The organism is Caballeronia catudaia (genome assembly GCF_001544755.2).
GTDB classification, from domain to species: Bacteria; Pseudomonadota; Gammaproteobacteria; order Burkholderiales; family Burkholderiaceae; genus Caballeronia; species Caballeronia catudaia.
Genome location: NZ_FCOF02000006.1, coordinates 227503 through 254452 on the forward strand (window position 1 = coordinate 227503; position 26950 = coordinate 254452).

Below are 26950 nucleotides of genomic sequence, written 5' to 3' on the forward strand. Positions count from 1 at the left end.
ACACGCAAAACTACCATATCGCCGAACAGCCGCAGCATGTCCGACAGCAGACCATCCGTCGACCCGACCGAAGTTGGACAAGCCAAGCCCAGCGGCAACGCCGAGCGCGTGCTTTCACGCGTCTTCAAGTTCGTTCTCGTCATCGCGGCCATCGCATATTTCGCGGTCGCGGGCGTGTATGTCGGCCTGCGCTACATCGTCATGCCGCAGGTCGATTCGTTCCGGCCGCAAATCGAGCAACTGGTCTCGTCGAAGATTCACGCGCAGTTGCGCATCGGCAGGATTTCCGCGCGATGGTCGGGGCTTTCGCCGACGCTCGATATCGACAATCTGCGCATCGACGCCGCCGACGGCGCGCCGGGGCTCGCCGTGCCGCATGCGAGCGCGAGCATCGCGTGGGCGTCGCTCCTGCATCTGCGGCCAAAGCTCGCGGATCTGACCGTCGATGGCCCCGATGTCATCATCGCGCGCAACGCCGACGGCGCGCTCTCCGTCGCGGGCGTGCCGATTCCCACGCATCGCACCGGCTCCAACGCGTTCACGACCTGGCTGCTCGGCCAGGACCGCATCCTCCTGCGCGACGGCACGCTGCGCTGGCGCGACGCCGGACGCGCCGCGCCCGAGATCGCGTTCAAGCGGCTGCATCTCGCGATCATCAACGACGGCACGCGGCATCGGCTGGCGCTTCAGGCGCCCGCCGACGGCGAAGTGCTGCACGGCCCGCTCGACTTCCGCGCGGACTTCCGTCATCAGCCGTTTTCCGCGATGGGCGCGCCCGCGAACTGGAGCGGCCAGCTCTACGTGTCGACCGGCCCCGTCGATCTGCCGACGCTCGCGCGCTACGTTAAGACGCCGTTCCAGATGTACAGCGGCCGCATCAACAACGAGATCTGGCTGAACTTCGCGGGCGGCGAGTTGCAAAACGCGTCCGGCGCGCTGACCGGCTCGAACGTCGCGCTGCGCGTGCGTGCGACGCAGCCGCGTCTCGATCTGCCGATCGCGCGCTTCGGCTGGAGCATCGACAGGAAGGACACCGAATACACGCTGAATCTGCGCGATCTTCACGCGGAGCTCGGCCAGTTGCCGCTCGACGGCGGTACGCCGGTGTCGCGCCTGCTGGTGTCGCGCGCGCTCACGGGCACGTATCGGCCGCCGAGCGTCGGCAAGGGGCAACTGCTGCGGCTGACGGGCGATACCGTCGATATCGGCATCCTCGCGGAGTTCGTGCGCGCGCTGCCGGTGCCGGCGAAGGTGCTCAACGAGCTCGTGCGCATCAATCCGCGCGGCCAGGTGTCGAACTACACGCTCTTTTCCGAGCGCGCCGCGCCGAAGACCGAGGAAGAAGCGCAGCGACAGCGCAGACAAGGCGACGCGCCGCTGGTGCGTTACGCGCTCAAGGCCGACCTCGAGGGAATCAGCGTGCAGGCGCAGGAACCGCCGCCCGGCCTCACGATCAACAATCATCCGCGCGCCGGCATTCCGGGCGTCGACAATCTGTGGGGCAGCGTCGACGCGAACGAGAAGGAAGGCAGGATCACCATCGACACGAAGAACGCGGCCGTCATCATTCCGGGCGCGTTCGACGATCCGCGCCTCACCTTCGATTCGCTGCAGGGCAAGGCGCGCTGGACCGTCGCGGACGCGGTCGCGCCGGGTGAACTGCGCCGCGCGTTCACGATTCATCTCGACACGCTGCACGTGAAGAACGCCGACGCCGAAGGCGAAGTCACCGCCGATTACTGGAACCAGGGCCACGGGCGCGGCAATCTCGATCTGAAAGCGAAGGTCGCGCATCTGAAGGTGACGAGCCTCGTGCGCTATCTGCCGACGAGCCTGACCGAGCGCGTGCGCGTGTATCTCGGCCATGCGCTGCAGGCGGGCGTCGCGAGGAACGGGACGATCGAAGTGCACGGCGATCTCACGCGCTTCCCGTACGCCAAGTTTCCCGATGCGGGAATCTTTCGCATCAACGCGCCCTTCAGCGGCGGCAAGTTCGATCCGACGCCATTCCCGCCGCGCAAGATGGCCAACGGCCTGCCGAATTTCTGGCCTGCGTTCGAGGGCATCGACGGCACCTTCACGCTCGCGCAAAACAAGCTCGGCTTCGATATCGACAAAGGACATTACCGCCGCGTGCAGGTGTCCAAGGTCGTCGGGCGGATCGACGACACCGGCAATCGCGAGACGAAGCTGTGGATCGACGGCAAAGCGCGCGGGCCGCTCGCCGACATGCTCCAGTACGTCGACGACAGCTCGCTCGGCCTGATGGCGAAGCACGCGACGCGCAAGATCGAGGCGAAGGGCGACGCCGACCTCGCGCTCACGCTCGGCATTCCGCGCTACCGTCCGCCCGCGCCGCTGCCGCCGATGAAGCCCGAATACAAAGGCTCGATCACGTTCGCCAACGACGAAGTCACGTACGGCACGCTGCCGCCGCTCACGCATCTGCGCGGTCGCGCCGACTTTGCCGCGAAAACCGTCACGCTCGACGGCCTGACCGCGCAACTGCTCGGCGGCGATGTGCGCGCGAAGGGCGGCGTGCAGCCCGACGGCAGTTATGCGATCGACGTGAACGGGCGCATCGGCGCGGACGCGGCTGAACGCCTGAACGTGCGCATGAGTCCGCAGCTCGCGCAGTTCATGAAGCGCATCGACGGCGCCGCGCCTTACGAGTTGCACGTGCGCGGCGCGAAGAACGCGTTGCCGAACGTGCAGGCGAGCTCGGATCTGACGGGTCTCGGCATCGATCTGCCCGCGCCGCTCGGCAAGGCGAAAGGCACGCCGATGCCCCTCTCCTTCACGTTCCAGCCCGCGGCGGGCGGCGCTTCGGATCTGCATGACGCGAAGCTGAGCGTCGGGCCGCTGGAAGCGCATTACGTGCTGCAGCAGATCGGCCGCGCGCAGGTGAAGATCGATCCGCAGGACGCCGCCGAGCCGATGAACATGCGCGCGCGCCTGAAGGTGGCACGCGGCGCGATCGGCGTGAACAAACACGCGGACTTGCCGGCCGAAGGCGTGAGCGCGGCCGTCGATCTGAACGAACTCGATGCCGACGCCTGGCGCAAGACCTTCGCCGAAATCAGCGCGGCCGCGCCGTCATCCACAGCCGTTGCCGACACGCCGCGCCCGCCAATGAGCGAGAACGTCAGGCAGTTCATCCCGACGCGCGCCGCCATCCATTTCACGACGCTCAAGCTGCTCGACCGGCGCTTTGAAAATGTCGATATCGGCGCGAGCGAAGCGCAGGATCGCAAGTGGGTGGCGAACATCGTGTCGGATCAGATATCGGGCGATGTCGCGTGGACGCCGGGCGCGACGAAGGGCAGCCCCGGCGCGTTGCAGGCGCGCTTTGCGAAGATCGTGATTCCGGACAAGACCGGGACCGGTCCCGCCGAGAAGGCGATCACGAGACCGCCGCGCAACATGCCGACGATCGATCTCATCGTCAACGAGCTCGTGTTCCGCGGCCACAGCCTCGGGCGGCTGGAAGTCGACGCGCGCAACGATGTAATCGCCGACGAAGCGATCTGGACACTCGACAAGCTCGAGCTCATCAACCCGGACGCGACGCTCTCCGCCAACGCGACCTGGCGCACGCTGCCGGGCGGCGTCATCCAGGCGGCGCGATCGAGCACGACTCCCGACGAGATGGATGATCGCCTGCCCCGCCGCACGTCGCTCGATTTCAAGCTCGACGTGAAGAACGGCGGGCAGCTGATCGACCGCTTCGGCGCGCCGCACGTCGTCACGGCGGGCAGCGGCACGGTCTCGGGCCACGCGGCGTGGAACGGCGGGCCGACCGCCGTCGATGTGAATACGCTCGATGGTAATGTCGCCGTCGACCTGCATCACGGACAGATTCTGCGCGCGCCGGGCGCGGCGAAGTGGCTCGGCATCTTCAGCCTGCGCAGCCTCGCGAATCTGATGACGCTGCATTTCGAGGATGTCGTCGGCAATGGGTTGCCGTTCGAGAAGATCACGGGCAATGCGAGAATCGCCGATGGCATCAGCCACACGGACGACTTCCTGATGGTGACATCGCCCGCGCGCGTGCAGATGCAGGGCACCGTCGATATGCCGAAGCAGACGCAGGATCTGCACGTGAAAGTGATTCCGACCGTCGGCGCGGGCGCGGCGGCGATCGGCGCCGCGGTGATCAATCCGCTGCTCGGCCTGGGCGTGCTGGCTGCGGATATCGCGCTGTCGGCATCGATCCAGAAAGCGTTCGCGCGCGACTATTCGATCACCGGCTCCTGGAGCAAACCCGTCATCCAGCGTCTCAAGGGCGATCAGGGTAAGATCGAAACACCCGCCGCCGCCGTGGTTCCGTCCGCTGCCCGCTAAAAACGGGCCATCGCTTCGCCGGCAGCGGCGCCGTTTTCGTCCCCTTTTTCAACAGCGCATTCAGACATGAGCGAAAGATCGAGCGACAGCGCGGCGCCGTTTCAGGTTGCCGCGCTGCAGATGGTCAGCACGCCGGACCGCGAGCGCAATCTGGCCGACGCCGGACGTCTTATCGCCGAAGCCGCGCGCGGCGGCGCGAAACTGGTGCTCCTGCCCGAATATTTCTGCTACATGGGCTTCAAGGACACCGACAAGCTCGCGATCCGCGAAACGCCCGGCTCGGGCCCGATCCAGCAATTTCTTTCCGACGCGGCGCGCGAGCATGGCGTGTGGCTCATCGGCGGGACGTTGCCGCTGCAATCGCCGGAAGAGAACCGCGTGCTCAACACGACGCTCGTGTTCGACCCGCAGGGCAAGCAGGTCGCGCGCTACGACAAGATTCATCTGTTCAATTTCGAGCGCGGCGAGGAATCGTTCGATGAAGCGCGCACCATCTTCCCCGGCAGCGAAGTCCGCACGTTCGATGCGCCGTTCGGGCGCGTGGGTCTTTCCGTGTGCTACGACCTGCGCTTTCCGGAGCTGTATCGAAAGCTCGGCGACTGCGCGCTGATGGTCGTGCCATCGGCGTTCACTTATACGACCGGCCGTGCGCACTGGCAGACGTTGCTCAAGGCGCGCGCCGTCGAGAATCAGTGCTATGTGCTCGCAGCGGCGCAAGGTGGCCATCACGAGAACGGACGCCGGACATGGGGCCACAGCTTGCTCATCGATCCTTGGGGCGAACTCGTCGACGTGAAAGAGGAAGGACCGGGCGTCGTGGCCGGCGGCGTCGATCTGGAGCGCATCGCGGCCGTGCGGCAGAGCTTGCCGGCTTATCGGCATCGCGTGATCGGTTGACAGGCACGCCAACGACTTGAAGACGGGGATTGCTCCCCGCACATGGACTGACCGAATCGCACCGTAGAATAGTCTGATATTCGTCTGCAATATCACCGAACTCGTCACAGAACACGCAATAGGCACCGCATGAACATCATCGAACCCGGCATTCGCAATCTGGTCACGGCGAAGGACGTTTTGCTCACGCCCTACGGCCTCGACGAAGCGCTGATCACCCGCACGCTCGCGGAAATCTTCACGCATCGCGTCGATTACGCGGACCTCTATTTCCAGTCCACGCGCAGCGAAGCGTGGAGCCTCGAAGAAGGCATCGTCAAATCGGGCAGCTTCAGCATCGATCAGGGCGTCGGCGTGCGCGCCGTTTCCGGCGAGCGCACGGCGTTCGCCTATTCCGACGATCTCTCGCCCGAATCGATCCGCCAGGCCGCCATCGCCACACGCGCGATCGCCAAGGCGGGCGGCGGCAAGCAGAAGATCAAGCCGGCGAGCACGCTCACGGGCGTGTCGGGCCGCGATCTGTATCTCGCCGCCGATCCGCTGCATTCGCTCGATGCCACGGCCAAGGTGAAGCTGCTGGAGCGCGTCGAGCAGATGGCGCGTGCCAAAGATCCGCGCATCACGCAGGTGATGGCGGGCATGGCCGGCGAATACGATGTCGTGCTGGTCGCGCGCAGCGACGGCGCGCTCGCGGCCGACGTGCGGCCGCTCGTGCGCGTCTCGGTGACGGTGATCGCCGAGCAGAACGGCCGGCGCGAAATCGGCACGGGCGGCGGCGGCGGGCGCTTCGACTACGGCTATTTCACGGACGCAATCCTGCAGAAATATGTCGATGACGCCGTGCACGCGGCCTTGGTGAATCTCGAAGCGCGCCCCGCTCCGGCCGGCGCGATGACCGTCGTGCTCGGGCCGGGCTGGCCGGGCGTGCTCCTGCACGAGGCGGTCGGACACGGACTCGAGGGCGATTTCAACCGCAAGGGATCGTCGGCGTTCGCGGGCATGATTGGCGAGCAGGTGGCGGCGAAGGGCGTCACGGTCGTCGATGACGGCACGCTGCCGAATCGTCGCGGCTCGCTCAATATCGACGATGAAGGCAATCCGACGCAGTGCACGACGCTGATCGAGGACGGCATTCTCAAGGGCTACATTCAGGATTCGCTCAACGCGCGCCTGATGAAGATGCCGGTGACGGGCAACGCGCGGCGCGAATCGTACGCCGCGCTGCCGATGCCGCGCATGACCAACACCTACATGCTCAACGGCGACAAGGACCCGCAGGAGATTCTCGCGTCGGTGAAGAACGGGCTGTACGCGGTGAATTTCGGCGGCGGCCAGGTCGATATCACCAACGGCAAGTTCGTGTTCTCGGCGTCCGAGGCGTACATGATCGAGAACGGCAAGATCACATATCCGGTGAAGGGGGCGACGCTGATCGGCAGCGGGCCGGAATCGCTCAAGTACGTGACGATGATCGGCAACGATATGTCGCTGGATAGCGGCGTCGGCGTGTGCGGCAAGGAAGGCCAGAGCGTGCCGGTGGGCGTGGGTCAGCCGACGTTGCGCATCGAGAAGATGACGGTGGGCGGGACGGTTTGATGTTGCTTGCCATGCGGGGATTCCGCATCGACGACGCTCGGTTTTGGCTTGTTTGCTTCGTTCGATGCGGAATGTCCGCGTTTTTGGTTGCGTAGGGTTGTCAGTGCCGCACGTTTGAAGGTATAAAAGCAGTCACAACTTTTTTCGACCGACTCCCGACCCATCATGTCCGCCAAGTTTTATTTTTATTTCTTTTGGCATCTCAAGCCGCTGGCGGATCGAGAGGGGTGAGTTGTACGCAGGTCGAAAAGACCGAAATTCCCGAAAAACCGCCAGCGAGTCTGGCGGTTTTTTTTCGTCTTCCCATTTGTTTAAAACGCTGCCGTTGGAGAACCGAAATGCCCCCGCACAATACCGATGACGTTCGTATCCGTGAGTTGAAAGAACTGACCCCGCCCGCGCATTTGATCCGCGAGTTCCCTTGTGCGGAGCCGGTTTCGGAACTCATCTATAACGCGCGGCAGTCGATGCATCGCATTCTTCATGGGATGGATGATCGGTTGATCGTCATCGTCGGGCCTTGCTCGATTCATGATCCGAAGGCTGCGCTGGAGTATGCGGGGAAGTTGATCGAGCAGCGTCGTCGCTTTTCATCGGAGTTGGAGATCGTGATGCGCGTGTACTTCGAGAAGCCGCGTACGACGGTGGGCTGGAAGGGGCTCATCAACGATCCGTATATGGATAACAGCTTCAAGATCAATGACGGGTTGCGGGCTGCCCGGGAGTTGCTCATGCGTATCAATGAGCTTGGCTTGCCTGCGGGTACTGAGTATCTCGACATGATTAGTCCGCAGTACATCGCTGATTTGATTTCGTGGGGGGCGATCGGGGCTAGAACGACCGAATCGCAAGTTCATCGTGAATTGGCATCGGGGTTGTCTTGTCCTGTTGGCTTCAAGAATGGCACGGATGGGAATGTGAAGATCGCCGTCGATGCGATCAAGGCGGCGTCGCAGCCGCATCATTTCTTGTCGGTGACCAAGGGCGGGCATTCGGCGATTGTTTCTACTGCGGGGAATGAGGATTGTCACATCATTCTGCGCGGCGGGAAGACGCCTAATTATGATGCGGCTAGTGTCGATGCGGCTTGTAGTGATATTGGGAAGGCTGGACTGGCCGCGCGGTTAATGATTGATGCGAGTCATGCGAATAGCTCGAAGAAGCATGAGAATCAAATTCCGGTTTGTGAGGATATTGGGAGGCAGTTGGCTGCTGGCGATGAAAGAATCGTTGGCGTGATGGTGGAGTCGCATCTTGTTGCGGGGAGGCAGGATTTGCGGGAGGGGTGTGAGCTTACCTACGGGCAGAGTGTTACTGATGCTTGTATCGGGTGGGATGAGAGTGTGAAGGTGCTGGAGAGGTTGGCGGAGGCGGTGAAGCAAAGACGCATCGTACGTGGCGGTGGAAACTAGAAAATCTGACATTGGCGAGGTACGCTAGAAAGATTCTTCATACCTCGCCATTTAAGATCGCTAGAGTAGAATTGGGTCCGACGCCTTGATCGCGTTTTTTAGTTCGCTTAAATAAATCGCGTGCTCTTTGTACAGCTTTATTTTCACACGCGATTCAGCGCTCCGACGAGCCGCATTACGGTAGTCTCGGCAAAGCGCAACCCTCAGATTCGCTTCCAATGACACCAATTCTAAGAATCTCTCTTGGCCAAGCAGGACTGATCCAATTTGAGAAAATCGTTCACTCCCACGCGAAGATAGCATTTGCAGTATCTCAGCATAATTAACTAGTATCTCTAAGCGCAAAAACTCCGATCTCTTCGCCTCACGTAGCGATTGATGAACAGGAGAACGAGGTTCTCCTGGCCTTAAAATTTGCTCAACGATTTCATAGAGAGCGAGCATTAACTTTCGAGAGCTCCGAATCAAAGAGTCAAATCGTTCGCTCTTAAGATCGCAAAAGCTTGCCTCATGCACGATAATATGACGGCGTTGAAGCAATTCTTCTATATCTTGTAGCAACGCACTTACATCCGAAATCGGAAGAGAGACTGGGTAGAAGCTGAACTCCGTCAATCCAAAGCTCGTATACGAGTCAATCTCAGATAAATCTTCGCGCGACATATCCGGATCGCTTTCCTCTTTGAACTCCTTGATTTCGCCAAGAACGGTCAAGAATGCGCCGGAATTCTCGTTATCACCAAGCAGTGCGTCGAGATGTGAAATTATATGCGAAATGCTACTGACAGGTAAAAGATGTGCAATGTATTCGCCATAGCTTATTTTGTTATCGCTGAGTGCTTTTGTTAGTTTGAGATCGAATTTTAATGGTGCTTTGAACTTATCGATTCTACTGACATATGGCTCGCCGTGATCGACCAGTTTTCGAATTGCGTCTCGCACGGATACTTCGAGGCACGCTGCGATGCCCGCTAGACTAAGAGAATTTGCAACCTCTTCTTGTTTTTGATATCCAGATAAGAACAGCTCGATTTCCCAAAGCTCAGCAAGGCCACGCTCGCCTGTGTGCATCGCGCGAAGCTTCTTTTCCTTGATCTCCTTCAATAAGTCTCTTGCTAAGATAGCTTTATTCATAATTCAAAAAAAAAACACAAACACACAGTAAAGACTTAGCGTTTCCATGTAACATCCGCACGACCGTCGGCACGGTTCGCGATTCTAGCCAGGATAAACAACAAATCCGAGAGCCGATTTACATACCTCCGCGGCACCTCATGAACTCCCGCAGATTCGGCACGCCCCAGCGCGACAATCGCTCTCTCCGCCCTCCGACAAACCGTCCTCGCGACGTGAGCAAGAGCCGCAGCCCTAGACCCACCCGGCAAAATAAACTCCTTCAACGGCGGCAGCGTGGCGTTGTACTCTGCAAGCCAGGCATCCAGTCGGGCAAGATGAGAATTCTGAATCATCGAATGCCCGGGAATCGATAGCTCTCCACCCAGATCAAACAAATCGTTCTGAATCTGCGTCAACGCATCCCGCACATCAGAAGGCATCGGCTCATACAACAAAACGCCGATACACGAATTCAACTCATCGACATCCCCAATCGCGGCGATGCGCGCATCGTCCTTCGATACGCGGCTCCCATCGCCAAGCCCGGTGGTTCCATCATCACCGGTGCGCGTGGCGATCTTGCTCAAGCGGTTTCCCATCACTGCCTCCCAGGTCAAGGCCCATTATAGGCACGGCCTCAACGCCGGAAACCCTGCCCCACCGGGCTTCTCCGCACGGGCGTAAAATGAGATGAACACCGCACGGCGCTCGCGGAAAAAAGAGCCGGCGATAAACGCACAAAGCATCACGCGGGAATTCCGCAACGCCCACATCAAGCGCGAGCGAACACGCATCCACCCGGCGAAAATCCGCAAAAAAGCAAACAAACAAAGCCGCACCCGGAGACACCTTGTGAACCACCCCACCGAACGCCCAGCCTTCCAGAAACGCCCCTTCCCCGCCGCGCTTCTCGAATTGTTGAAGCAAAACTTCGCCGACCGCGTCTCGACCGCACAAGCCGTCCGCGAACACCACGGCCGCGACGAATCCCCGTTCGACCCGCAACTCCCCGACGCCGTCGTCTACGCGCGCAGCACCGACGAAGTGCAAACCATCGTCAAACTCTGCGCCGAACACGACGTCCCGATCATCCCCTACGGCAACGGTTCATCACTCGAAGGCCATCTGCTCGCGGTGCAAGGCGGCGTGTCCATCGACCTGTCGGAAATGAACCAGGTCGTCTCGATCAACGCCGAAGACCTCACCGTCACCGTGCAACCCGGCATCTCCCGCAAGCAACTGAACGAAGCCCTCAAAGACACCGGCCTCTTCTTCCCGATCGATCCCGGCGCGGACGCGAGCATCGGCGGCATGTCGGCGACGCGCGCATCGGGCACGAACGCCGTACGCTACGGCACGATGCGCGAAAACGTCCTCGGCCTCACCGTCGTCACCGCCGATGGCCGCGTCATCAAAACCGGCACGCGCGCGCGCAAATCGTCGGCGGGCTACGACCTCACGCGCCTTTTCGTCGGCTCGGAAGGCACGCTCGGCGTCATCACCGAAATCACCGTGCGCCTCTATCCGCAGCCCGAAGCGATCTCGGCGGCCGTGTGCGCGTTTCCGTCGATGGGCGACGCCGTGCGCGCCGTCATCGAAACGATCCAGATGGGCGTGCCGATCGCGCGCGTCGAGTTCGTCGACAAGCTCGCCGTGCGCGCGATCAACCGTCACTCGAATCTGACGCTGCGTGAAGCGCCGATGCTGTTCTTTGAATTCCACGGCACCGAATCGGGCGTGCTGGAACAGGCGCAGACGGTGCAGGACATCGTCGCGGCAAACAAGGGCGAGGACTTCGAATGGGCGACGCGCCCCGAAGACCGCAGCCGCCTCTGGAACGCGCGCCACTCCGCCTACTTCGCAATGCTGCAACTGAAGCCCGGCTGCCGCGCCGTCACGACCGACGTCTGCGTGCCGATCTCGCGCCTCGCCGAATGCGTCGAGGAAACGGAGAAGGATTTGCAAGGCTCTTACTTGCCGAGCCCGATCGTCGGCCATGTCGGCGACGGCAACTTCCATGTCGCAATGCTGCTCGATCCGGCCAGGCCCGAAGAGCTGGAAGAAGCGGAGCGCATCAATCGACGCATCGTCGGACGCGCGCTGAAGATGGGCGGCACCTGCACCGGCGAGCACGGCGTCGGGTTGCACAAGATGGGTTTCATGATCGACGAGCACGGCGAAGACGCCGTCGCCGTGATGCGCTCGATCAAGCAGGCGCTCGATCCCAAAAACCTGATGAACCCGGGGAAAATCTTCTCTTTCGAAGGCTGACGAAGTCGCGCAAGATGCACGCATGAAGACAAGCGCACTGACAGCGCAGGCATCAACTGGAGGAGACATGAACGCACCCGACGAGCTCAAGCACGAGCAGATGTCGCCGAATCTGCCGCACGAAGAAGCCGCAGCGCTGACCGAAGAGCAACTCGCCGCGCGTCAGCGCGAAGTCGTGCAGGCGCTGATGGCCGTGCTGCCGACGCACTGTCTGCTCTTTCGCGAGGAAGACACGGCGGCCTATGAATGCGATGGCCTCGCCGCCTATCGCCGCCTGCCGCTCGCGGTCGCGCTGCCGGAAACCGAGGCGCAGGTTCAGCGCGTCGTGCAGATCTGCGCGCGTCTTGCCATTCCGATCGTCCCGCGCGGCGCGGGCACCGGACTGTCGGGCGGCGCCATGCCGATCCGCCACGGCATCGTGTTGTCGCTTGCGCGCTTTCGGAAAATCGTCGAAGTCGATCCCTACGCGCGCACCGCAACCGTGCAGCCCGGCGTACGAAACCTCGCCATTTCGGAAGCCGCCGCGCCCTACGGCCTGTACTACGCGCCCGATCCGTCGTCGCAGATTGCGTGCACGATCGGCGGCAACGTCTCCGAAAACTCCGGCGGCGTGCATTGCCTGAAATACGGACTCACCGTCCACAACGTGCTGCGCGTGCGCGCGGTGACGATGGACGGCGATGTCGTCGAGTTCGGCTCGCTCGGACCCGACGCGCCCGGCCTCGATCTGCTCGCGGTGCTGATCGGCAGCGAAGGCATGTTTGCGATCGTCACCGAGATCACCGTCAAGCTGATTCCGAAGCCGCAGACGGCGCAAGTCATCATGGCGAGCTTCGACGATGTCGTGAAAGGCGGCAACGCGGTCGCGGCGATCATCGCGGCGGGCATCATCCCGGCCGGCCTGGAAATGATGGACAAACCCGCGACGCGCGCCGTCGAAGAGTTCGTCAACGCGGGCTACGATCTCGACGCCGCCGCGATCCTGCTGTGCGAATCCGACGGCACGCACGACGAAGTCGCCGAGGAAATCGTCCGCATGACGGCCGTCTTGCGCGAGCACGGCGCGGCGCGCATCCAGATTTCCCGTTCGGAGACCGAGCGCCTCAAGTTCTGGTCGGGCCGCAAGAACGCGTTCCCGGCCGCCGGCCGCATCTCGCCGGACTACTACTGCATGGACGGCACCGTGCCGCGCCGCGCGATCGGGCCGCTGCTCGCGCGCATCGAAGAGATGGAGAAGAAGTACGCGCTGCGCTGCATCAACGTGTTCCATGCCGGCGACGGCAACATGCATCCGCTCATTCTCTTCAACGGCAACGATCTCGACGAATGGCACCGCGCGGAAGCGTTCGGCTCGGACATTCTGGAAACGTGCGTCGAGCTGGGCGGCACGGTGACGGGCGAGCATGGCGTGGGCATCGAGAAAATCAATTCGATGTGCGTGCAGTTTTCGCCCGAAGAACGCGACGCGTTTTTCGCCGTGAAGCGCGCATTCGACCCGCCCGGCCTGCTCAATCCCGACAAGGGCATCCCGACGCGCGCGCGCTGCGCCGAATACGGCAAGATGCATGTCCGGGGCGGGCTGCTGCCGCATCCGGAGTTGCCGCGCTTCTAGGCGGAGGATCGCGTTCCGCTATCCACGTTTCACCGGGTATTGCGCCGTTAAGCGGCCGGTACAATCGACCGGGCAGCCCAACAGAAATCGAAATACGAGCGGAACACGCATGGAACAGGACGACATCGTCGCCGGCTGGTCGGAGAGGATCGCTCGGGCGACCGAATCCGGCGCGCTGCTGCGTATCCGCGGCGGCGGCACGAAGGACTGGTACGGTCAGACGCTCCAGGGAGAAATCCTCGACACGCGCGCGTATCGCGGGATCATCGCCTACGATCCGGCTGAACTCGTCATTACCGCGAAGAGCGGCACGCCGCTCGCGGAAATCGAAGCCGCGCTGCGCGAACACAACCAGATGCTGCCGTTCGAGCCGCCCCACTTCGGGCGCAACGCGACGCTCGGCGGCTGCATCGCCGCGGGGCTCGCGGGCCCGCGCCGCGCGTGGACCGGCGCGCCGCGCGATTTCGTGCTCGGCGCGGTCGTGATGAACGGGCACGGCCAGGTGCTGCACTTCGGCGGGCAAGTGGTGAAGAACGTCGCGGGCTACGACGTGTCGCGCCTGCTCGCGGGTTCGCTCGGCACGCTCGGGCTGATTCTCGAATTGTCGATCAAGGTGCTGCCGCGCCCCGTCGCGGAAGCCACGCTCAAGTTCGACATGCACGCGACCGACGGCGTGCGCAAGCTCAACGAATGGGGCGGCCATCCGCTGCCGATCTGCGGCAGCGCGTGGCGCGACGGCACGCTGGCGCTGCGTCTCGCGGGCGCGGAAGCGGCCGTCAAGACCGCGCGCAACACGCTCGGCGGCGAGGTGGTCGATGCCGTCGAAGCCGACCGTTTCTGGATCGGCATGCGCGAACAGACCGATCCGTTCTTCGCCGTAATCGAGCCGCGTTCGGCGCTGTGGCGGCTCGCATTGCCGTCGATCGCGGAGCCGCTGCACCTGCCGGGCGCGCAGTTGATGGAATGGGGCGGCGCGCAGCGCTGGTGGATCACCGACACCGACCCGCAAACCGTGCGCATCAGCGCGAAGCAGGCGGGCGGTCACGCGACGATCTTCCGCGCGGGCTCCGCCTACGATCGCAATGCGGGCGTCTTCACGCCGCTGCCCGCGCCACTGATGAAGATTCATCGCGGATTGAAAGCCGCATTCGATCCGGCGCGCATCTTCAATCGCGCGCGTTTGTATCCCGACTTTTAGGCGCATCGATGCAAACCAATCTCGCCGACTTCATTCGCGGCACCGCAGACGGCGACGAAGCCGACGCCATCCTGCGCAAATGCGTGCACTGCGGCTTCTGCACGGCCACGTGCCCGACGTATCAATTGCTCGGCGACGAGCTCGACGGGCCGCGCGGTCGCATCTATCTGATGAAGCAGATGTTCGAAGGCGCGCCGGTCACGCGCAGCACGCAACTGCATCTGGACCGCTGCCTCACGTGCCGCAACTGCGAGAGCACATGCCCGTCGGGCGTGCAGTACGGCAAGCTCGTCGAGATCGGGCGCAAGGTCGTCGAAGAGAAAGTCGAGCGGCCGATGCGTCAGCGGCTGCAACGGCGCTTTCTCGCGAGCTTTCTGCCGAACAGCACGCTCTTCACGCCCGCGATGAAGCTCGGCCAGCAGTTTCGCGGCATCCTTCCGCGCAAGCTGCGCGCGAAGATTCCGGTTCCCGAGCGGCCGCTCGCGGCGCCCACGAACAAGCACGAACGCAAGATGCTGATGCTCGCCGGCTGCGTGCAGCCCGCGATGATGCCTAACGTCAACACGGCGACCGCGCGCGTGTTCGACGCGCTCGGCATCGAGATCGTCACGGCGCCGGGCGCGGGCTGCTGCGGCGCGATCCGCCTGCATCTCGGCTACAACGACGACGCGCTCGACGACGTGCGCAACAACATCGACGCATGGTGGCCGTACGTGGAAAGCGGCGTCGAGGCGATCGTGATGAACGCATCGGGCTGCGGCGCGACCGTGAAGGAATACGCACACTTGTTGCGTCACGATCCGGCGTACGCGGAGAAGGCGCGGCGCATCGTCGAGCTGACGCGCGATCTCGCCGAAATCCTGCCGATGTACGAAGAAGAGCTGGTCGGGCTTGCGCGGCGGCGCGGCGTGCACACCGTGGCGTTTCATCCGCCGTGCACGTTGCAGCACGGCCAGCAGATTCGCGGACGCGTCGAGCATCTGCTGACCGCGCTCGGCCTCGAAGTGCGCCTGCCCGCGGACAGCCATCTGTGCTGCGGATCGGCGGGAACGTATTCGGTCCTGCAGCCGAAATTGTCGTACACGCTGCGCAACCAGAAGCTGGACCGGCTGGAAAAGCTGGAGTCGCAGTTGATCGTGTCGGCGAACGTCGGCTGCATCGCGCATCTGCAAAGCGGCACGTCGACGCCCGTCACGCACTGGATCCAACTGCTGGAGCATCTGCTTTATGGATGAGCGATTCGTATAATGGCCGGATGATTCTGAAGGCTGTCACATGTCCATCGCTGAACACTTGGAAGAAGTCCGCCAGCGCATCGCGAAGGCCGCGCACGACGCGTCGCGCGATGCGTCGTCGGTCGCGCTGCTCGCCGTGTCGAAAACCTTTCCCGCCGACGACGTGCGCGCCGCCTTCGATGCCGGCCAGCGCGCGTTCGGCGAAAACTACGTGCAGGAAGGCATCGCGAAGATCGCGGCGCTCGCCGATGTGCGCGGCGAGATCGAATGGCATTTCATCGGGCCGATGCAATCGAACAAGACGAAGCTCGTCGCGGAGCAGTTCGACTGGGTGCACTCCGTCGACCGGCTGAAGATCGCCGAGCGGCTGTCCGCGCAGCGTCCCGAAGGCGCGAGCGCGCTCAACGTGTGCATTCAGGTGAACGTGAGCGGCGAGCAGTCGAAAAGCGGCGTCGAGCCGGATGAAGCCGCCGCACTCGCTCACGCGGTGGCTGCGCTACCGGGCTTGCGCTTGCGCGGTCTGATGGCGATCCCCGAACCCGCCGACACGCTGGATGCGCAACGCGCACCTCACGCGCGCCTGCGCGAGCTAATGGACGCGTTGCGCGCCGACGGCCTCGATCTCGACACGCTCTCGATGGGCATGTCCGCCGATCTCGAAGCCGCCGTGCTCGAAGGCGCGACGATGGTGCGCATCGGCACCGCGATTTTCGGCGCACGGACTTACACCACCTGACCTCACCTTCCATCATGAAAATTGCATTCATCGGCGGCGGCAACATGGCCGCGGCGCTCATCGGCGGTCTCGTCAAGCGCGGCGCCTCGCCCGCGGACATCTACGCCGTCGACATCAACGACGAAGCGCGCGCGCGCACTGCGAAGCAATTCGGCATCGCGACGGGCGCGGCCGTCGACGCGGCGCTCGCCGGTTACGACGCCATCGTGATCGCGGTGAAGCCGCAGGTGCTCAAGAGCGTGGCCGAAGCGCTCGCGCCGCATCTGTCGAAGCAGACGGTCATCAGCATCGCGGCGGGCATCCGCGCGACGGACCTCAGCCGCTGGCTCAACGGCTATGCCCAAATCGTGCGCACGATGCCGAACACGCCCGCACTGATCGGCATGGGCGTGACGGGCCTCGCCGCGCTGCCCGGCGTCTCCGATGCGGCGAAGGCGCTTGCATCGCAAGTGCTGGAAGCGGTCGGCACGGCCGTCTGGTTCGACGACGAAGCGAAACTCGACGCCGTCACCGCGATTTCCGGCAGCGGCCCGGCCTACGTGTTTTATTTCATCGAAGCGATGCAGGAAGCCGCGCGCCAGCTCGGCATGGATGAAGAGCAAGGCCGTGCGCTCGCCGTCGCCACGTTCACCGGCGCGGCGCAACTGGCAGCGCAATCCGGGGAACCTGCGAGCGTGCTGCGCGAGCGCGTGACGTCGAAGGGCGGCACGACGGCGGCGGCGCTCGCCTCGTTCGATGCACAAGGCGTGAAGGAGGCGATCGTGCGCGGCGCGCTGGCGGCAGAAGCGCGGGCTAAAGCAATGGGAGACGAACTAGGCGCTGTGTGAGGCGGCGGATCGTCGACGCTCAAAGTTTCTGCACGACGAATTCGATGGCGCACTCGGCGAATGCGGTGCGCGTCTGATCGTAGCGCTCCATTCCATGCAGGAAGCTGTGATCCAGACACTCGATCTTCTTCACGCTGACTTCGCGCTCGAAGCCGCGTAGCAGATCGAGGACATTGACCGAAACCGGCGACCAGCTCGAGCGCTTGAAAAGCGTGAACGTGTGCTTGTGGTCGTCGTTGAACGTCGACGGCCACACGCCCTGCTCGTACATGTCTTCGTCCGGCACCGTGATGACGAGATGTCCGCCGGGCTTGAGCACACGCAACCAGTGCCGCAGTGCGATCTGCGGGTCGAGTACGTGCTCGAGACAGTGCGCCGAGTACACGAAATCGAAGCTGTCGTCCCGCACGTTCTCGAGATATTGCGCGTCACCCTGCGCCCATTCGTAGACCGTCACGCCTCCGATGCGCGGAAACAGCGGGCGATACAGCGCGATGCTGTCCGCCCCGCCGCCGATATCGAGCCCGTTGCCCACTAGCCAGCGATTGCCGAAGCGCGCATCCATCAGACGGCGATTAAGCGAGATGCACGTCGTGCCCGGAACGCCCAGCGTGAGCGCGAGTGGCTGCGTCTGATCGCCGGGGAGCACCCATTTCTTCAGCGCGTGCTCACCCCAGGCGTGCGGCCATAGCACCGCGTAACCCGTGTCTTCGGCGTACCAATGCAGAGTATGCGTTTGTCCGAAAGCGCCGAGCAATTTGAAGAACCGCCCTTCCTCATGGAATGCGTTCTCCACATCATCCGGCAGCGGTCCTGCGCTCGTCTCGAATGCACGCCGATAGATGCGCACATCGTCCATCACGATCAGCGCGTTATCGGCGACGCCGCGCAGTTGCTCGAGTTCGGCGAGCATCGGCAGGCGTTCGGTTGGATCGTGCTCCTTGCTCATGTAGCTCGTGCCGCCATAGTCCGCGCCCGGATAATGCGCATCGAGGAAGACAAGGCAGCGATGTTCGGCAAGCGCTGTTTTCACCGGCGCCGAGTTCAGGAAGGTGACACTATCCGCGTTCGCGACATGGAGCTGTTCACTTTGCTCCACCTCGGCAAAAAGCGGCTCGAAAATTTCGCATGACAGCGCCTTCGTGAAGCCGGCGCTCAAGGCCGCGCGGCAGGAATCGCCTCGTCCATAACCGGTTTCGATCAAGTGCGTGACCTGGTTTCGGGAAACAAGTCCCGCGAGATCGAAGCGAGCAAGAAAACCCATAGATGACAGACCATCGAAAAGCAACAAGCGAGCGAACGCCGTCGCGCAGAGAACTCCGCGGCGTTCAGTCGAGTTGTCGAAGATAAGGCCGGCGCATTCGCGCATGAATCGCCGGATGAACTGGACGCTTGTTTTAGCGCTCTTGGGAATTACTTGATTACGTAGTTCACGAACTTATCAAAAGATAGCGTCGTAAAGCCGCAATTTGAACAAATTTGTCGTTCTCAGAGTGTTTCGCGAAATGGCACGAACACGAAGCAGCACCCTTGCGCGGCGTGCATTGCACACGCCGCAGTGCTCGATACAGCAAAAACCATCGGTTCAGGAAAACGCGTAATGCAGCGCAATGCCCGCGAACAGCATCCCGCCGAGCCAGTTGTTGTGCCTGAACGCGGCAAAGCACGCCATGCGATCGCGATTGCGGATCAGCCGGTAGTGATATACCGCGCATCCCGCCGCCGCGAGCCAGCCGAGCCAGTACAGGCAGCCGAAGCCGAGCGCGATGCCGATTCCCACGTAGATCGCGAGCGTGACCGCGTAGCACAGCATCACGGCGAGCACGTCGTAGCGGCCGAAGGTAAGCGCCGATGTGCGGATGCCGATCTTGATGTCGTCGTCGCGGTCGACCATCGCGTACTCGGTGTCATATGCGACCGACCAGAACACGTTGGCGGCGAGCATGATCCACGCGAGCATCGGCACGTGGTTCTGCACAGCGGCGAAGGCCATCGGAATGCCGAAGCCGAACGCGATGCCGAGATACGCCTGCGGAATCGCGAAGAAGCGCTTGGTGAACGGATACGTGCCCGCGACGAACAACGCGAACACCGACAGCTCCTTCGTCAGCGTGTTGAGCGGCAGGATCAGCAGGAACGCGACGAGCGCCAGCGCCGCCGCCAGCGCCACCGCCTCCCACGCCTTGATCTTGCCCGATGTAATCGGCCGCTCGGCGGTGCGCTTGACGTGCTTGTCGAAATCGCGGTCGGCGTAATCGTTGATCGCGCAGCCCGCCGAGCGCATCAGAATCGTGCCGACGATGAAGATCACGAGCAGCATAGGCGAAGGACGTCCCTCCGACGCGATCCACAGCGCGTTGAGCGTCGGCCACAAGAGCAGCAGACTGCCGATGGGCTTGTCGAGGCGCACGAGGCGCACGTAGAGCGGGAGACGGGCGAGCATGGCGGTGAATGCTGGAAAACTGTATGCGGCTATTTTAGATCACGGCCTGAAATGCAAAGAGCCCCGCGTCAGGGCGGGGCTCTTTCACCGATCGACTGGTGCAATCAGGCCAGCATCGCGCGCAGCATCCACGCGGTCTTCTCGTGCGTCTGCATGCGTTGCGTGAGCAGGTCGGCGGTCGGCTCGTCGTTCGCGGCTTCGGTCGCCGGAAAGATCTCGCGCGCCGTGCGCACCACCGCTTCCTGGCCTTCCACCAGTTGACGGATCATGTCCTCGGCAGCCGGCACGCCGTCCGCTTCCGGAATCGACGACAGCTTCGCGAAGTCCCTGTAGCTGCCCGGCGCATGCACGCCCAGCGCGCGGATGCGTTCCGCGATCGAATCGACGGCGAGCGCGAGCTCGGTGTATTGCGTTTCGAACATCAGATGCAGCGTGTTGAACATCGGACCCGTCACGTTCCAGTGGAAGTTATGGGTCTTCAGATACAGCGTGTATGTATCGGCCAGCAGCCGGGACAAGCCCTCGGCGATCTTCTTGCGGTCCTTGTCGCTGATGCCGATATTGACGGCAGGTGCAGTGCCTTTCTTCGCCATGATGACTCCGTGAGAGAGTGATTCGAACGGTGCGAGCGCCGCGCGCTTCGTCTTGCCGCGCGGCGTTTCGAGCGTTCGACAGTTTATCGTAGAAACGGGGACGGCTTTATGGCACGGCAAGGCTTTCGGGCGCTTGCGCTGCGCCCTGTTGACGCAATCCTCCGGTCATCGGTCATGCTCAGGCGCCGATCACGCCGCTCGCGAAAACGAGTCCGTAACCCGCCGCGACGATGCCGAATGCGATCGCTACGCGCACGCCGCGTGACGCCTGACGGCTCGTCGCTTCGATCTGGTCGACGGCGTGGGCGATGTGGTTCAACGCTTGAGACATGTTCGTCCTCCCGTGTTTCGTTGCGCCGTGTCAGACGGCGGCGGTGTCCTTCTCGTCGACGTTCTGGCCGAGCTTCGCGAGCGCGTCGATCACGCCCTGCGCGTAAGCCGGATCGATGCGACGGAAATGCGCGATCTGCCGCGCGACGATCTCGTTCGGCACGCCGTGAATGTGCCGCGCGATGTTGCCGAAGAAGCGCTCGCGTTGCGCGTCATCGAACAGCCTGAACAGCGCGGCCGGCTGGCTGTAGTAATCGTCGTCCTCGCGATGGTCGTAGCGATACACCGTGCCGCCCGCAAGCGGCGGCTCGTTCGCGTTCGCGTCCTGCGCGAATTCGCCGTAACGGTTCGGCTCGTAGTTCACGCGGCCGCCGAGATTGCCGTCGGTGCGCATCGCGCCATCGCGATGAAACGGGTTCGCAACCGGCGTACGCGGTGCGTTCACCGGAATCTGGTGATGATTGATGCCGAGCCGATAGCGCTGCGTATCGCCATAGGAGAACAAACGCCCTTGCAGCAAACGATCCGGCGAGAAACCGATGCCCGGCACTACGTTCGCCGGCGTGAACGCGGCCTGCTCCACGTCCGCGAAATAGTTTTGCGCGTTGCGATTCAGCTCGATCACGCCGACGTCGATCAGCGGATAGTCCTTATGCGGCCACACCTTCGTGATGTCGAACGGGTTCATCGCCGACTTCGCGGCCTGCTCTTCCGTCATCACTTGAATGCGGAAATTCCAGCGCGGGAAATTGCCGTTCTCGATGTTATCCACGAGGTCACGCTGCGCGCTTTCACGGTCGCCCGCAATGACGGCGGCGGCTTCGGCGTCCGTGTAGTTCTCGAGCGTCTGCTGCGACTTGAAGTGGAACTTGACGTAGAAACGTTCGTTGTCCTCGTTGATGAACGAGAACGTGTGCGAGCCGAAGCCGTGCATCTGACGGTAGTTCTTCGGAATGCCGCGATCGCTCATGAGGATCGTGACCTGATGCAGCGATTCCGGATGCCGCGACCAGAAGTCCCACGCCGCGACGTTGCTGCGCAGGTTCGTGTATGGATCGCGCTTTTGCGTATGGATGAAGTCGGGGAACTTCAGCGGATCGCGGATGAAGAATATCGGCGTGTTGTTGCCGACCACGTCCCAGTTGCCCTCTTCCGTGTAGAACTTGATCGAGAAGCCGCGCACGTCGCGCTCGGCATCGGCGGCGCCGCGCTCACCCGCGACCGTCGAGAAGCGCATGAAGATCGGCGTTTCCTTGCCGATGTCCGCGAACAGCTTCGCTTTCGTGTAGCGCGAGATGTCATGCGTCACGCGAAACGTGCCGAACGCGCCGGAGCCTTTCGCATGGACGCGGCGCTCGGGAATCACTTCGCGGTCGAAGTGCGCGAGTTTCTCGACGAGCCAGAAGTCCTGAAGCGCGACAGGACCGCGCGGGCCGGCGGTCTGCGAATTCTGGTTGTCGCCGACGGGGGCGCCTGCCGCGGTCGTGAGTTGTTGAGTTGTCATCGTGATGCTCCTGTTTTTGCGTTTGCGTTGGATGAATGCGCGGCGCGTGGTCAGGCGACGCGGGCGAAATCGGCAAGGATCGAGACCGCCATATCGCGCAAGCTGGCCCAGCGGTCGGAGAAGGTCGCGGCGGTCATGGAATCCTCTTGGTCTTTGATGTCGGCTCGGCCGATGTGAAAAGGATCGTAGCGAAAACTATCAATATTTTTAATTCGATTAAATTTATATATGCGATAGGTCAAAGCTCGCGCGGACTTCGCTCGAACGGAGACCAAAATGAAAACGCCGCGCTCCGTTTTCAGAGCGCGGCGTTCGCGAAGCAGAGCGCGATCAGTTGACCGCGACGGGCATATCCAGTTTCCTGACGCCTGGCAGATCGCAGTTGGCGATCGCTTCCGAAATGGCGTCGATGGCGGGCATGCGCGTGAAGCTCTTGCGCCAGGCGAGCACGACGCGGCGGTCCGGCACGGGCTCGTCGAACGCCACGTAACTGAGCAGACCGGAATCGATGCCCGCGGCATGCGGCTTCACTTCGCTCACCGACATGCGCGGCAGCACGGTGATGCCGACGCCGCTCGCGACCATATGGCGAATCGTTTCCAGCGACGAGCCTTCGAACGTTTTCTGGATGCCGTCCGCGTTCTGCGAGAAGCGCATGAGCTCGGGGCAGACGCCGAGCACGTGATCGCGGAAGCAATGGCCGCTGCCGAGCAGCAGCATCGTTTCCTGCTTGAGATCGTCCGGGTCGATTTTCGCGCGGTTTTCCCACGCGTGGCCCGACGGCATCGCGACGACAAAAGGTTCGTCGTAGAGTGCGCGCACCATCAGACCGGTTTCGGGAAACGGCAGCGCCATGATGGCGACATCGATTTCGCCCTGCTTCAGAAGCTCGATCAGCTTGAGCGTGTAGTTCTCCTGGAGCATCAGCGGCATCTGCGGGACGGACTTGATCATCTGCTTGACGAGCGTGGGCAGCAGATACGGTCCGATCGTATAGATGACGCCCAGCCTGAGCGGCCCGACGAGCGGATCCTTGCCCTGCTTGGCGATTTCCTTGATGGCGAGCGTCTGTTCGAGCACGCGCTGCGCCTGAGTGACGATCTGCTCGCCGATCGGCGTCACGCTGACTTCGCTCGTGCCGCGCTCGAAGATCTGCACGTTCAGTTCGTCTTCGAGCTTCTTGATTGCCACCGACAGCGTCGGCTGGCTCACGAAGCACGCCTCGGCGGCGCGGCCGAAATGCCGTTCGCGCGCAACCGCAACGATGTACTTCAGTTCAGTGAGCGTCATTGGGGCCAATGAAATACATGGATTCGATAGGTTTGACTTATACACCCGCTGACCGCACTTCGACAACAGCGAGCCTGTTACGCCCAAATAGGGACCGACGAGGCGCTCGCAAGTTCAGCGCGAGTTCAGCAACTACGCCTTTAAATAGTGTTCCCGCGCGCCGAGCCAGCGCGCGAGATGGCGCGTGACGGCATCGGGGAACGCCTTGAGCATCTGGTCCGCGGCTTCGCGCGCGGGCTCGATCAGCCAGCCGTCGTTCTCCAGACTGGCGAAACGCAGCATCGCTTCGCCCGATTGCCGCGCGCCGAGAAACTCGCCCGGGCCGCGGATTTCCAGATCGCGCCGGGCGATCTCGAAGCCGTCGGTGGTCTCGCGCATCGTCTTCAGGCGAGCGCGCGCCGTCTGCGACAACGGATTCGAATACATCAGCACGCAGACGGACGCCGCGCTGCCCCGCCCCACGCGCCCGCGCAACTGATGCAACTGCGCGAGCCCGAAGCGCTCGGCATGCTCGATCACCATCAGCGATGCGTTCGGCACGTCCACGCCGACTTCGATCACCGTCGTCGCGACGAGCAGTTGCACTTCGTTGCGCGAGAACGCGTCCATGACGGCGGCTTTTTCGGCGGGCGCGAGCCGCCCGTGAACCAGCCCGACGCGCAGTTCCGGCAGCGCGGCGGCGAGCGTTTCGTAGGTTTCGACGGCGGTTTGCAACTGCAAAGTCTCGCTTTCCTCGATCAGCGGACACACCCAATACACCTGGCGCCCGGTCAGCGCCGCCTCGCGCACGCGGCCGATGATTTCGTCGCGACGGCCATCGGCGACGACTTTCGTCAGGATCGGCGTGCGGCCGGGCGGCAATTCGTCGATCGTGGAGACGTCGAGATCGGCGTAGTAGGTCATCGCGAGCGTGCGCGGGATCGGCGTCGCGGACATCATCAGCTGATGCGGCTGGAAATCGCGTGCGCCATCCGCCGCGTTCGCCGCCTTGGCGCGCAGCGCGAGCCGTTGCGCGACGCCGAAGCGATGCTGCTCGTCGACGATCACGAGCCCGAGGCGCGCGAATTCGACCGCATCCTGAATGATCGCGTGCGTGCCGATGACCAATTGCGCCGTGCCGAGCGCAGCCGATTCGAGCGCGGCGCGCTTGTCCTTCGCCTTCAGACTGCCCGCGAGCCACGCGACGGACACGCCGAGCGGCTCCAGCCAGCCGCGCAGCTTGCGCGCGTGCTGTTCCGCGAGGATTTCGGTCGGCGCCATGAGCGCAGCCTGATAACCCGCGTCGATGGCCTGCGCCGCCGCGAGCGCCGCGACGATCGTCTTGCCGCTGCCGACATCGCCCTGCAAGAGACGCTGCATCGGGTGCGCGAGCGTGAGCTCTCCCGCGATTTCGGCGACGACGCGCTCCTGCGCGCCGGTCAGCGCGAACGGCAGCGCTTTCAGCAGACGCGCGACGAGCGATTGTTCATCGTTCGGCAAACGGCGCGGCATCGCCGGCGCGGCGCGTGTGCGGCGCTCTTCGTGCGCGCGCTTGAGCGACAGTTGCTGCGCGAGCAATTCCTCGAACTTGATGCGCGTCCACGCCGGGTGCGTGCCGTCGATGAGCGCGGTTTCGTCCGAATCCGCACGCGGATGATGCAGCGTTTTCACTGCGTCGAGGAGGCCGGGCACATCGAGCGGCTTCAGATGCGCGTTCGCAATCGGTTCGGGCAAGAGCTCCGGCAGCGACACACGCGAAAGCGCCGAATCGATGGCCTTGCGCAAGTACGCCTGCGAGATACCCGCCGTCGACGGATACACCGGCGTGAGCGCTTGCGGCAATGGCGTGTTTTCATCGACGGGACGCACCGCCGGATGCACCATCTCCAGTCCGAAGAACCCGCCGCGCACGTCGCCGCGCACGCGCAGGCGCACGCCGACGGCCATCTGCTTGACCTGCGAGCCGTAGAAGTTGAGAAAGCGCAGCGTGAGTTCGTCGCCGGCGTCGTCCTGCATTTTCACGAGGAGCTGGCGGCGCGGGCGATACGCGATCTCGTTGTCGAACACGACGCCTTCGGTCTGCGCGATATCGCCGGGAATCATTTCGCCGATGGGCGTGAGCTGCGTTTCGTCCTCGTAGCGCATCGGCAGATGCAGGACGAGATCGATGTCGGATTTCAGTCCGAGCTTGGCGAGCTTGTCCGCCGTCTTCACGACGGGCTTCGGCTTTTCCTCCGTTTTCGCCTTCTTGCGCGCCGGAGCGGCGGCGCGCGGCGCTTCGCTTTCCTCCACGGGCAGCGGGTCGGTCGAGGCGAGGCGGCGGTCGGGCAAAGGCATTGACTCTCTTCGCAAGTACAATATGAGGTTTGTTCGGCGCGATTGCTCTTCATTCGCGCCTGTTCGCGCTACGTTCAAGCCATGTTCACGCTTTCCGATTTCGATTTTAATCTGCCGCCCGAGCTGATCGCGCAGAGTGCGCTCACCGAGCGCAGCGCGAGCCGTCTGCTCGAAGTGTCCGGTGGCATGCCGCAAACCCGGCTCACCGACCGGCGCTTCTCCGAGTTGCCGAATCTCATCGGTGCCGGCGATCTGCTGGTGTTCAACGATACCAAAGTCCTGAAGGCGCGCTTCTTAGGCCAGAAGGCCAGCGGTGGGCGCGTCGAGGTGCTGGTCGAGCGTCTGACCGGCGCGACCACGGCGCTCGCGCAAATCCGCGCGAGCAAGAGCCCGGCCGAAGGCAGCACGATCCGGCTCGCGGACGCGTTCGACGTGATCGTCGGCGAGCGCGTCGAACCGTTCTACACGCTGCATTTTCCGGCCGAATGCCTGACGCTCATCGAGCAGTACGGGCGCTTGCCGCTGCCGCCGTATATCGAGCACGACGCCGACGCCTACGACGAAACGCGCTATCAGACGGTGTATGCGGCCAATCCGGGCGCGGTGGCCGCGCCGACCGCCGGCCTGCATTTCGACGATGCGCTCTTCGCCGAACTCGATGCACGCGGCGTCGAGCGAGCGACACTGACGCTGCATGTCGGCGCCGGCACGTTTCAGCCGGTGCGCGTCGAGAATATCGCCGAGCACAAGATGCACAGCGAGTGGTACGACCTGCCGCAAGCGCTCGTCGACCGCATCGCGGCCGTGAGGGCGCGCGGCAATAAGGTGATCGCGGTCGGCACAACGTCGATGCGCGCGCTGGAAGCCGCCGCTCGCGACGCCGCCAGTGCGGGCAAGGCGCTCGCCGGAAGCCAGGCGGAGACGGACATTTTCATCACGCCGGGCTATGAATTTCGCGTCGTCGACCGGTTGGTGACGAACTTCCATCTGCCGAAGTCGACGCTCCTGATGCTCGTGTCCGCGTTCGCCGGCATGGAGACGATTCGCGATGCGTACCGGCACGCGATCGAACAGCGTTATCGCTTTTTCAGTTACGGCGACGCGATGTTGCTGACTCGCAAGAACTAAGTTTCTCAATCAATTTTTGCGCCGGACTTGCGACCGGAGTTGGCGCTTCAGCGCCTTACTCCGGTCTCATGCAGTGTTCTAGGCATAGTTAGCGCTTCAGCG

General features: G+C 63.0%; 21 protein-coding genes. 11 read left to right on the plus strand and 10 right to left on the minus strand.

The genetic code is table 11. The annotated features are described in order from the left end of the window. Positions 1-36: 36 nt before the first annotated feature. From AWB75_RS09275 to aroG, 4 genes are all read left to right on the plus strand, one after another. On the plus strand, positions 37-4344 hold the full coding sequence (locus tag AWB75_RS09275) for a YhdP family protein (protein ID WP_061123775.1): 4308 nt from the start codon (positions 37-39) through the stop codon (positions 4342-4344). 66 nt (positions 4345-4410) lie between these two features. Continuing rightward, complete coding sequence (locus AWB75_RS09280) at positions 4411-5241, plus strand: carbon-nitrogen hydrolase family protein (protein ID WP_061123776.1); 831 nt, start codon at positions 4411-4413, stop codon at positions 5239-5241. Between the two features lie 129 nt (positions 5242-5370). Next, complete coding sequence (tldD, locus tag AWB75_RS09285; RefSeq protein ID WP_061123777.1) at positions 5371-6837, plus strand: metalloprotease TldD; 1467 nt, start codon at positions 5371-5373, stop codon at positions 6835-6837. A gap of 338 nt (positions 6838-7175) precedes the next feature. Beyond that, positions 7176-8249, plus strand: coding sequence for a 3-deoxy-7-phosphoheptulonate synthase AroG (gene aroG, locus AWB75_RS09290; protein WP_061123778.1), 1074 nt, complete (start codon positions 7176-7178; stop codon positions 8247-8249). A gap of 60 nt (positions 8250-8309) precedes the next feature. Here aroG and AWB75_RS09295 read toward each other — a convergent pair whose 3' ends face one another. Both AWB75_RS09295 and AWB75_RS09300 read right to left on the minus strand, forming a co-directional pair. Then, positions 8310-9353 carry a HEPN domain-containing protein gene (locus tag AWB75_RS09295; protein WP_143746414.1) on the minus strand — a complete coding sequence of 348 codons (1044 nt, stop codon included), beginning with the start codon at positions 9351-9353 and terminating at the stop codon, positions 8310-8312. 65 nt (positions 9354-9418) lie between these two features. Next, a complete protein-coding gene (locus AWB75_RS09300) occupies positions 9419-9964 on the minus strand; it encodes a cob(I)yrinic acid a,c-diamide adenosyltransferase (RefSeq protein ID WP_061123839.1) in 546 nt (181 codons plus the stop codon). A 253-nt stretch (positions 9965-10217) separates the two neighbouring features. Between AWB75_RS09300 and AWB75_RS09305 the strand changes: the two genes are divergently transcribed. The 6 genes from AWB75_RS09305 (at position 10218) to proC (ending at position 17244) form a co-directional block, all read left to right on the plus strand. Further along, on the plus strand, positions 10218-11636 hold the full coding sequence (locus AWB75_RS09305; protein ID WP_061123780.1) for an FAD-binding oxidoreductase: 1419 nt from the start codon (positions 10218-10220) through the stop codon (positions 11634-11636). Between the two features lie 100 nt (positions 11637-11736). Beyond that, positions 11737-13248 carry an FAD-linked oxidase C-terminal domain-containing protein gene (locus AWB75_RS09310; protein ID WP_087086554.1) on the plus strand — a complete coding sequence of 504 codons (1512 nt, stop codon included), beginning with the start codon at positions 11737-11739 and terminating at the stop codon, positions 13246-13248. 109 nt (positions 13249-13357) lie between these two features. Further along, positions 13358-14446 carry a glycolate oxidase subunit GlcE gene (gene glcE, locus AWB75_RS09315; RefSeq protein WP_061123782.1) on the plus strand — a complete coding sequence of 363 codons (1089 nt, stop codon included), beginning with the start codon at positions 13358-13360 and terminating at the stop codon, positions 14444-14446. An 8-nt stretch (positions 14447-14454) separates the two neighbouring features. Then, positions 14455-15681, plus strand: a complete 1227-nt coding sequence (gene glcF, locus AWB75_RS09320; RefSeq protein WP_061123783.1) for a glycolate oxidase subunit GlcF — start codon at positions 14455-14457, stop codon at positions 15679-15681. Between the two features lie 40 nt (positions 15682-15721). Beyond that, positions 15722-16417: a YggS family pyridoxal phosphate-dependent enzyme gene (locus AWB75_RS09325; protein WP_061123784.1), complete on the plus strand. Its 696-nt coding sequence runs from the start codon at positions 15722-15724 to the stop codon at positions 16415-16417. 14 nt (positions 16418-16431) lie between these two features. Continuing rightward, positions 16432-17244, plus strand: a complete 813-nt coding sequence (proC, locus tag AWB75_RS09330; RefSeq protein WP_061123785.1) for a pyrroline-5-carboxylate reductase — start codon at positions 16432-16434, stop codon at positions 17242-17244. 19 nt (positions 17245-17263) lie between these two features. On the opposite strand, the gene AWB75_RS38065 is transcribed toward proC, so the two are convergent. The 8 genes from AWB75_RS38065 to recG all read right to left on the minus strand — a co-directional run bounded on the left by AWB75_RS38065 (position 17264) and on the right by recG (position 25720). After that, a complete protein-coding gene (locus AWB75_RS38065; RefSeq protein WP_200822951.1) occupies positions 17264-18508 on the minus strand; it encodes a class I SAM-dependent methyltransferase in 1245 nt (414 codons plus the stop codon). Positions 18509-18829: 321 nt separating this feature from the next. Continuing rightward, a complete protein-coding gene (gene ubiA, locus AWB75_RS09340; protein ID WP_061123786.1) occupies positions 18830-19687 on the minus strand; it encodes a 4-hydroxybenzoate octaprenyltransferase in 858 nt (285 codons plus the stop codon). 104 nt (positions 19688-19791) lie between these two features. Beyond that, positions 19792-20280: a Dps family protein gene (locus tag AWB75_RS09345; protein ID WP_061123787.1), complete on the minus strand. Its 489-nt coding sequence runs from the start codon at positions 20278-20280 to the stop codon at positions 19792-19794. A gap of 178 nt (positions 20281-20458) precedes the next feature. Further along, complete coding sequence (locus AWB75_RS37660) at positions 20459-20611, minus strand: hypothetical protein (protein WP_159462775.1); 153 nt, start codon at positions 20609-20611, stop codon at positions 20459-20461. Positions 20612-20641: 30 nt separating this feature from the next. Next, positions 20642-22114 carry a catalase gene (locus AWB75_RS09350; protein WP_061123788.1) on the minus strand — a complete coding sequence of 491 codons (1473 nt, stop codon included), beginning with the start codon at positions 22112-22114 and terminating at the stop codon, positions 20642-20644. A gap of 50 nt (positions 22115-22164) precedes the next feature. Then, entirely contained in the window at positions 22165-22356 is a 192-nt protein-coding gene (locus AWB75_RS36970) for a hypothetical protein (RefSeq protein WP_143746415.1), read from the minus strand. An 88-nt stretch (positions 22357-22444) separates the two neighbouring features. Next, positions 22445-23404, minus strand: a complete 960-nt coding sequence (locus AWB75_RS09360; protein ID WP_061123790.1) for a hydrogen peroxide-inducible genes activator — start codon at positions 23402-23404, stop codon at positions 22445-22447. A 132-nt stretch (positions 23405-23536) separates the two neighbouring features. Continuing rightward, entirely contained in the window at positions 23537-25720 is a 2184-nt protein-coding gene (gene recG / locus AWB75_RS09365; protein ID WP_061123791.1) for an ATP-dependent DNA helicase RecG, read from the minus strand. 81 nt (positions 25721-25801) lie between these two features. Between recG and queA the strand changes: the two genes are divergently transcribed. After that, the gene (gene queA / locus AWB75_RS09370) at positions 25802-26848 is read left to right on the plus strand and encodes a tRNA preQ1(34) S-adenosylmethionine ribosyltransferase-isomerase QueA (protein WP_061123841.1); all 1047 of its coding nucleotides are present in this window, start codon (positions 25802-25804) and stop codon (positions 26846-26848) included. Positions 26849-26950: the final 102 nt, after the last annotated feature.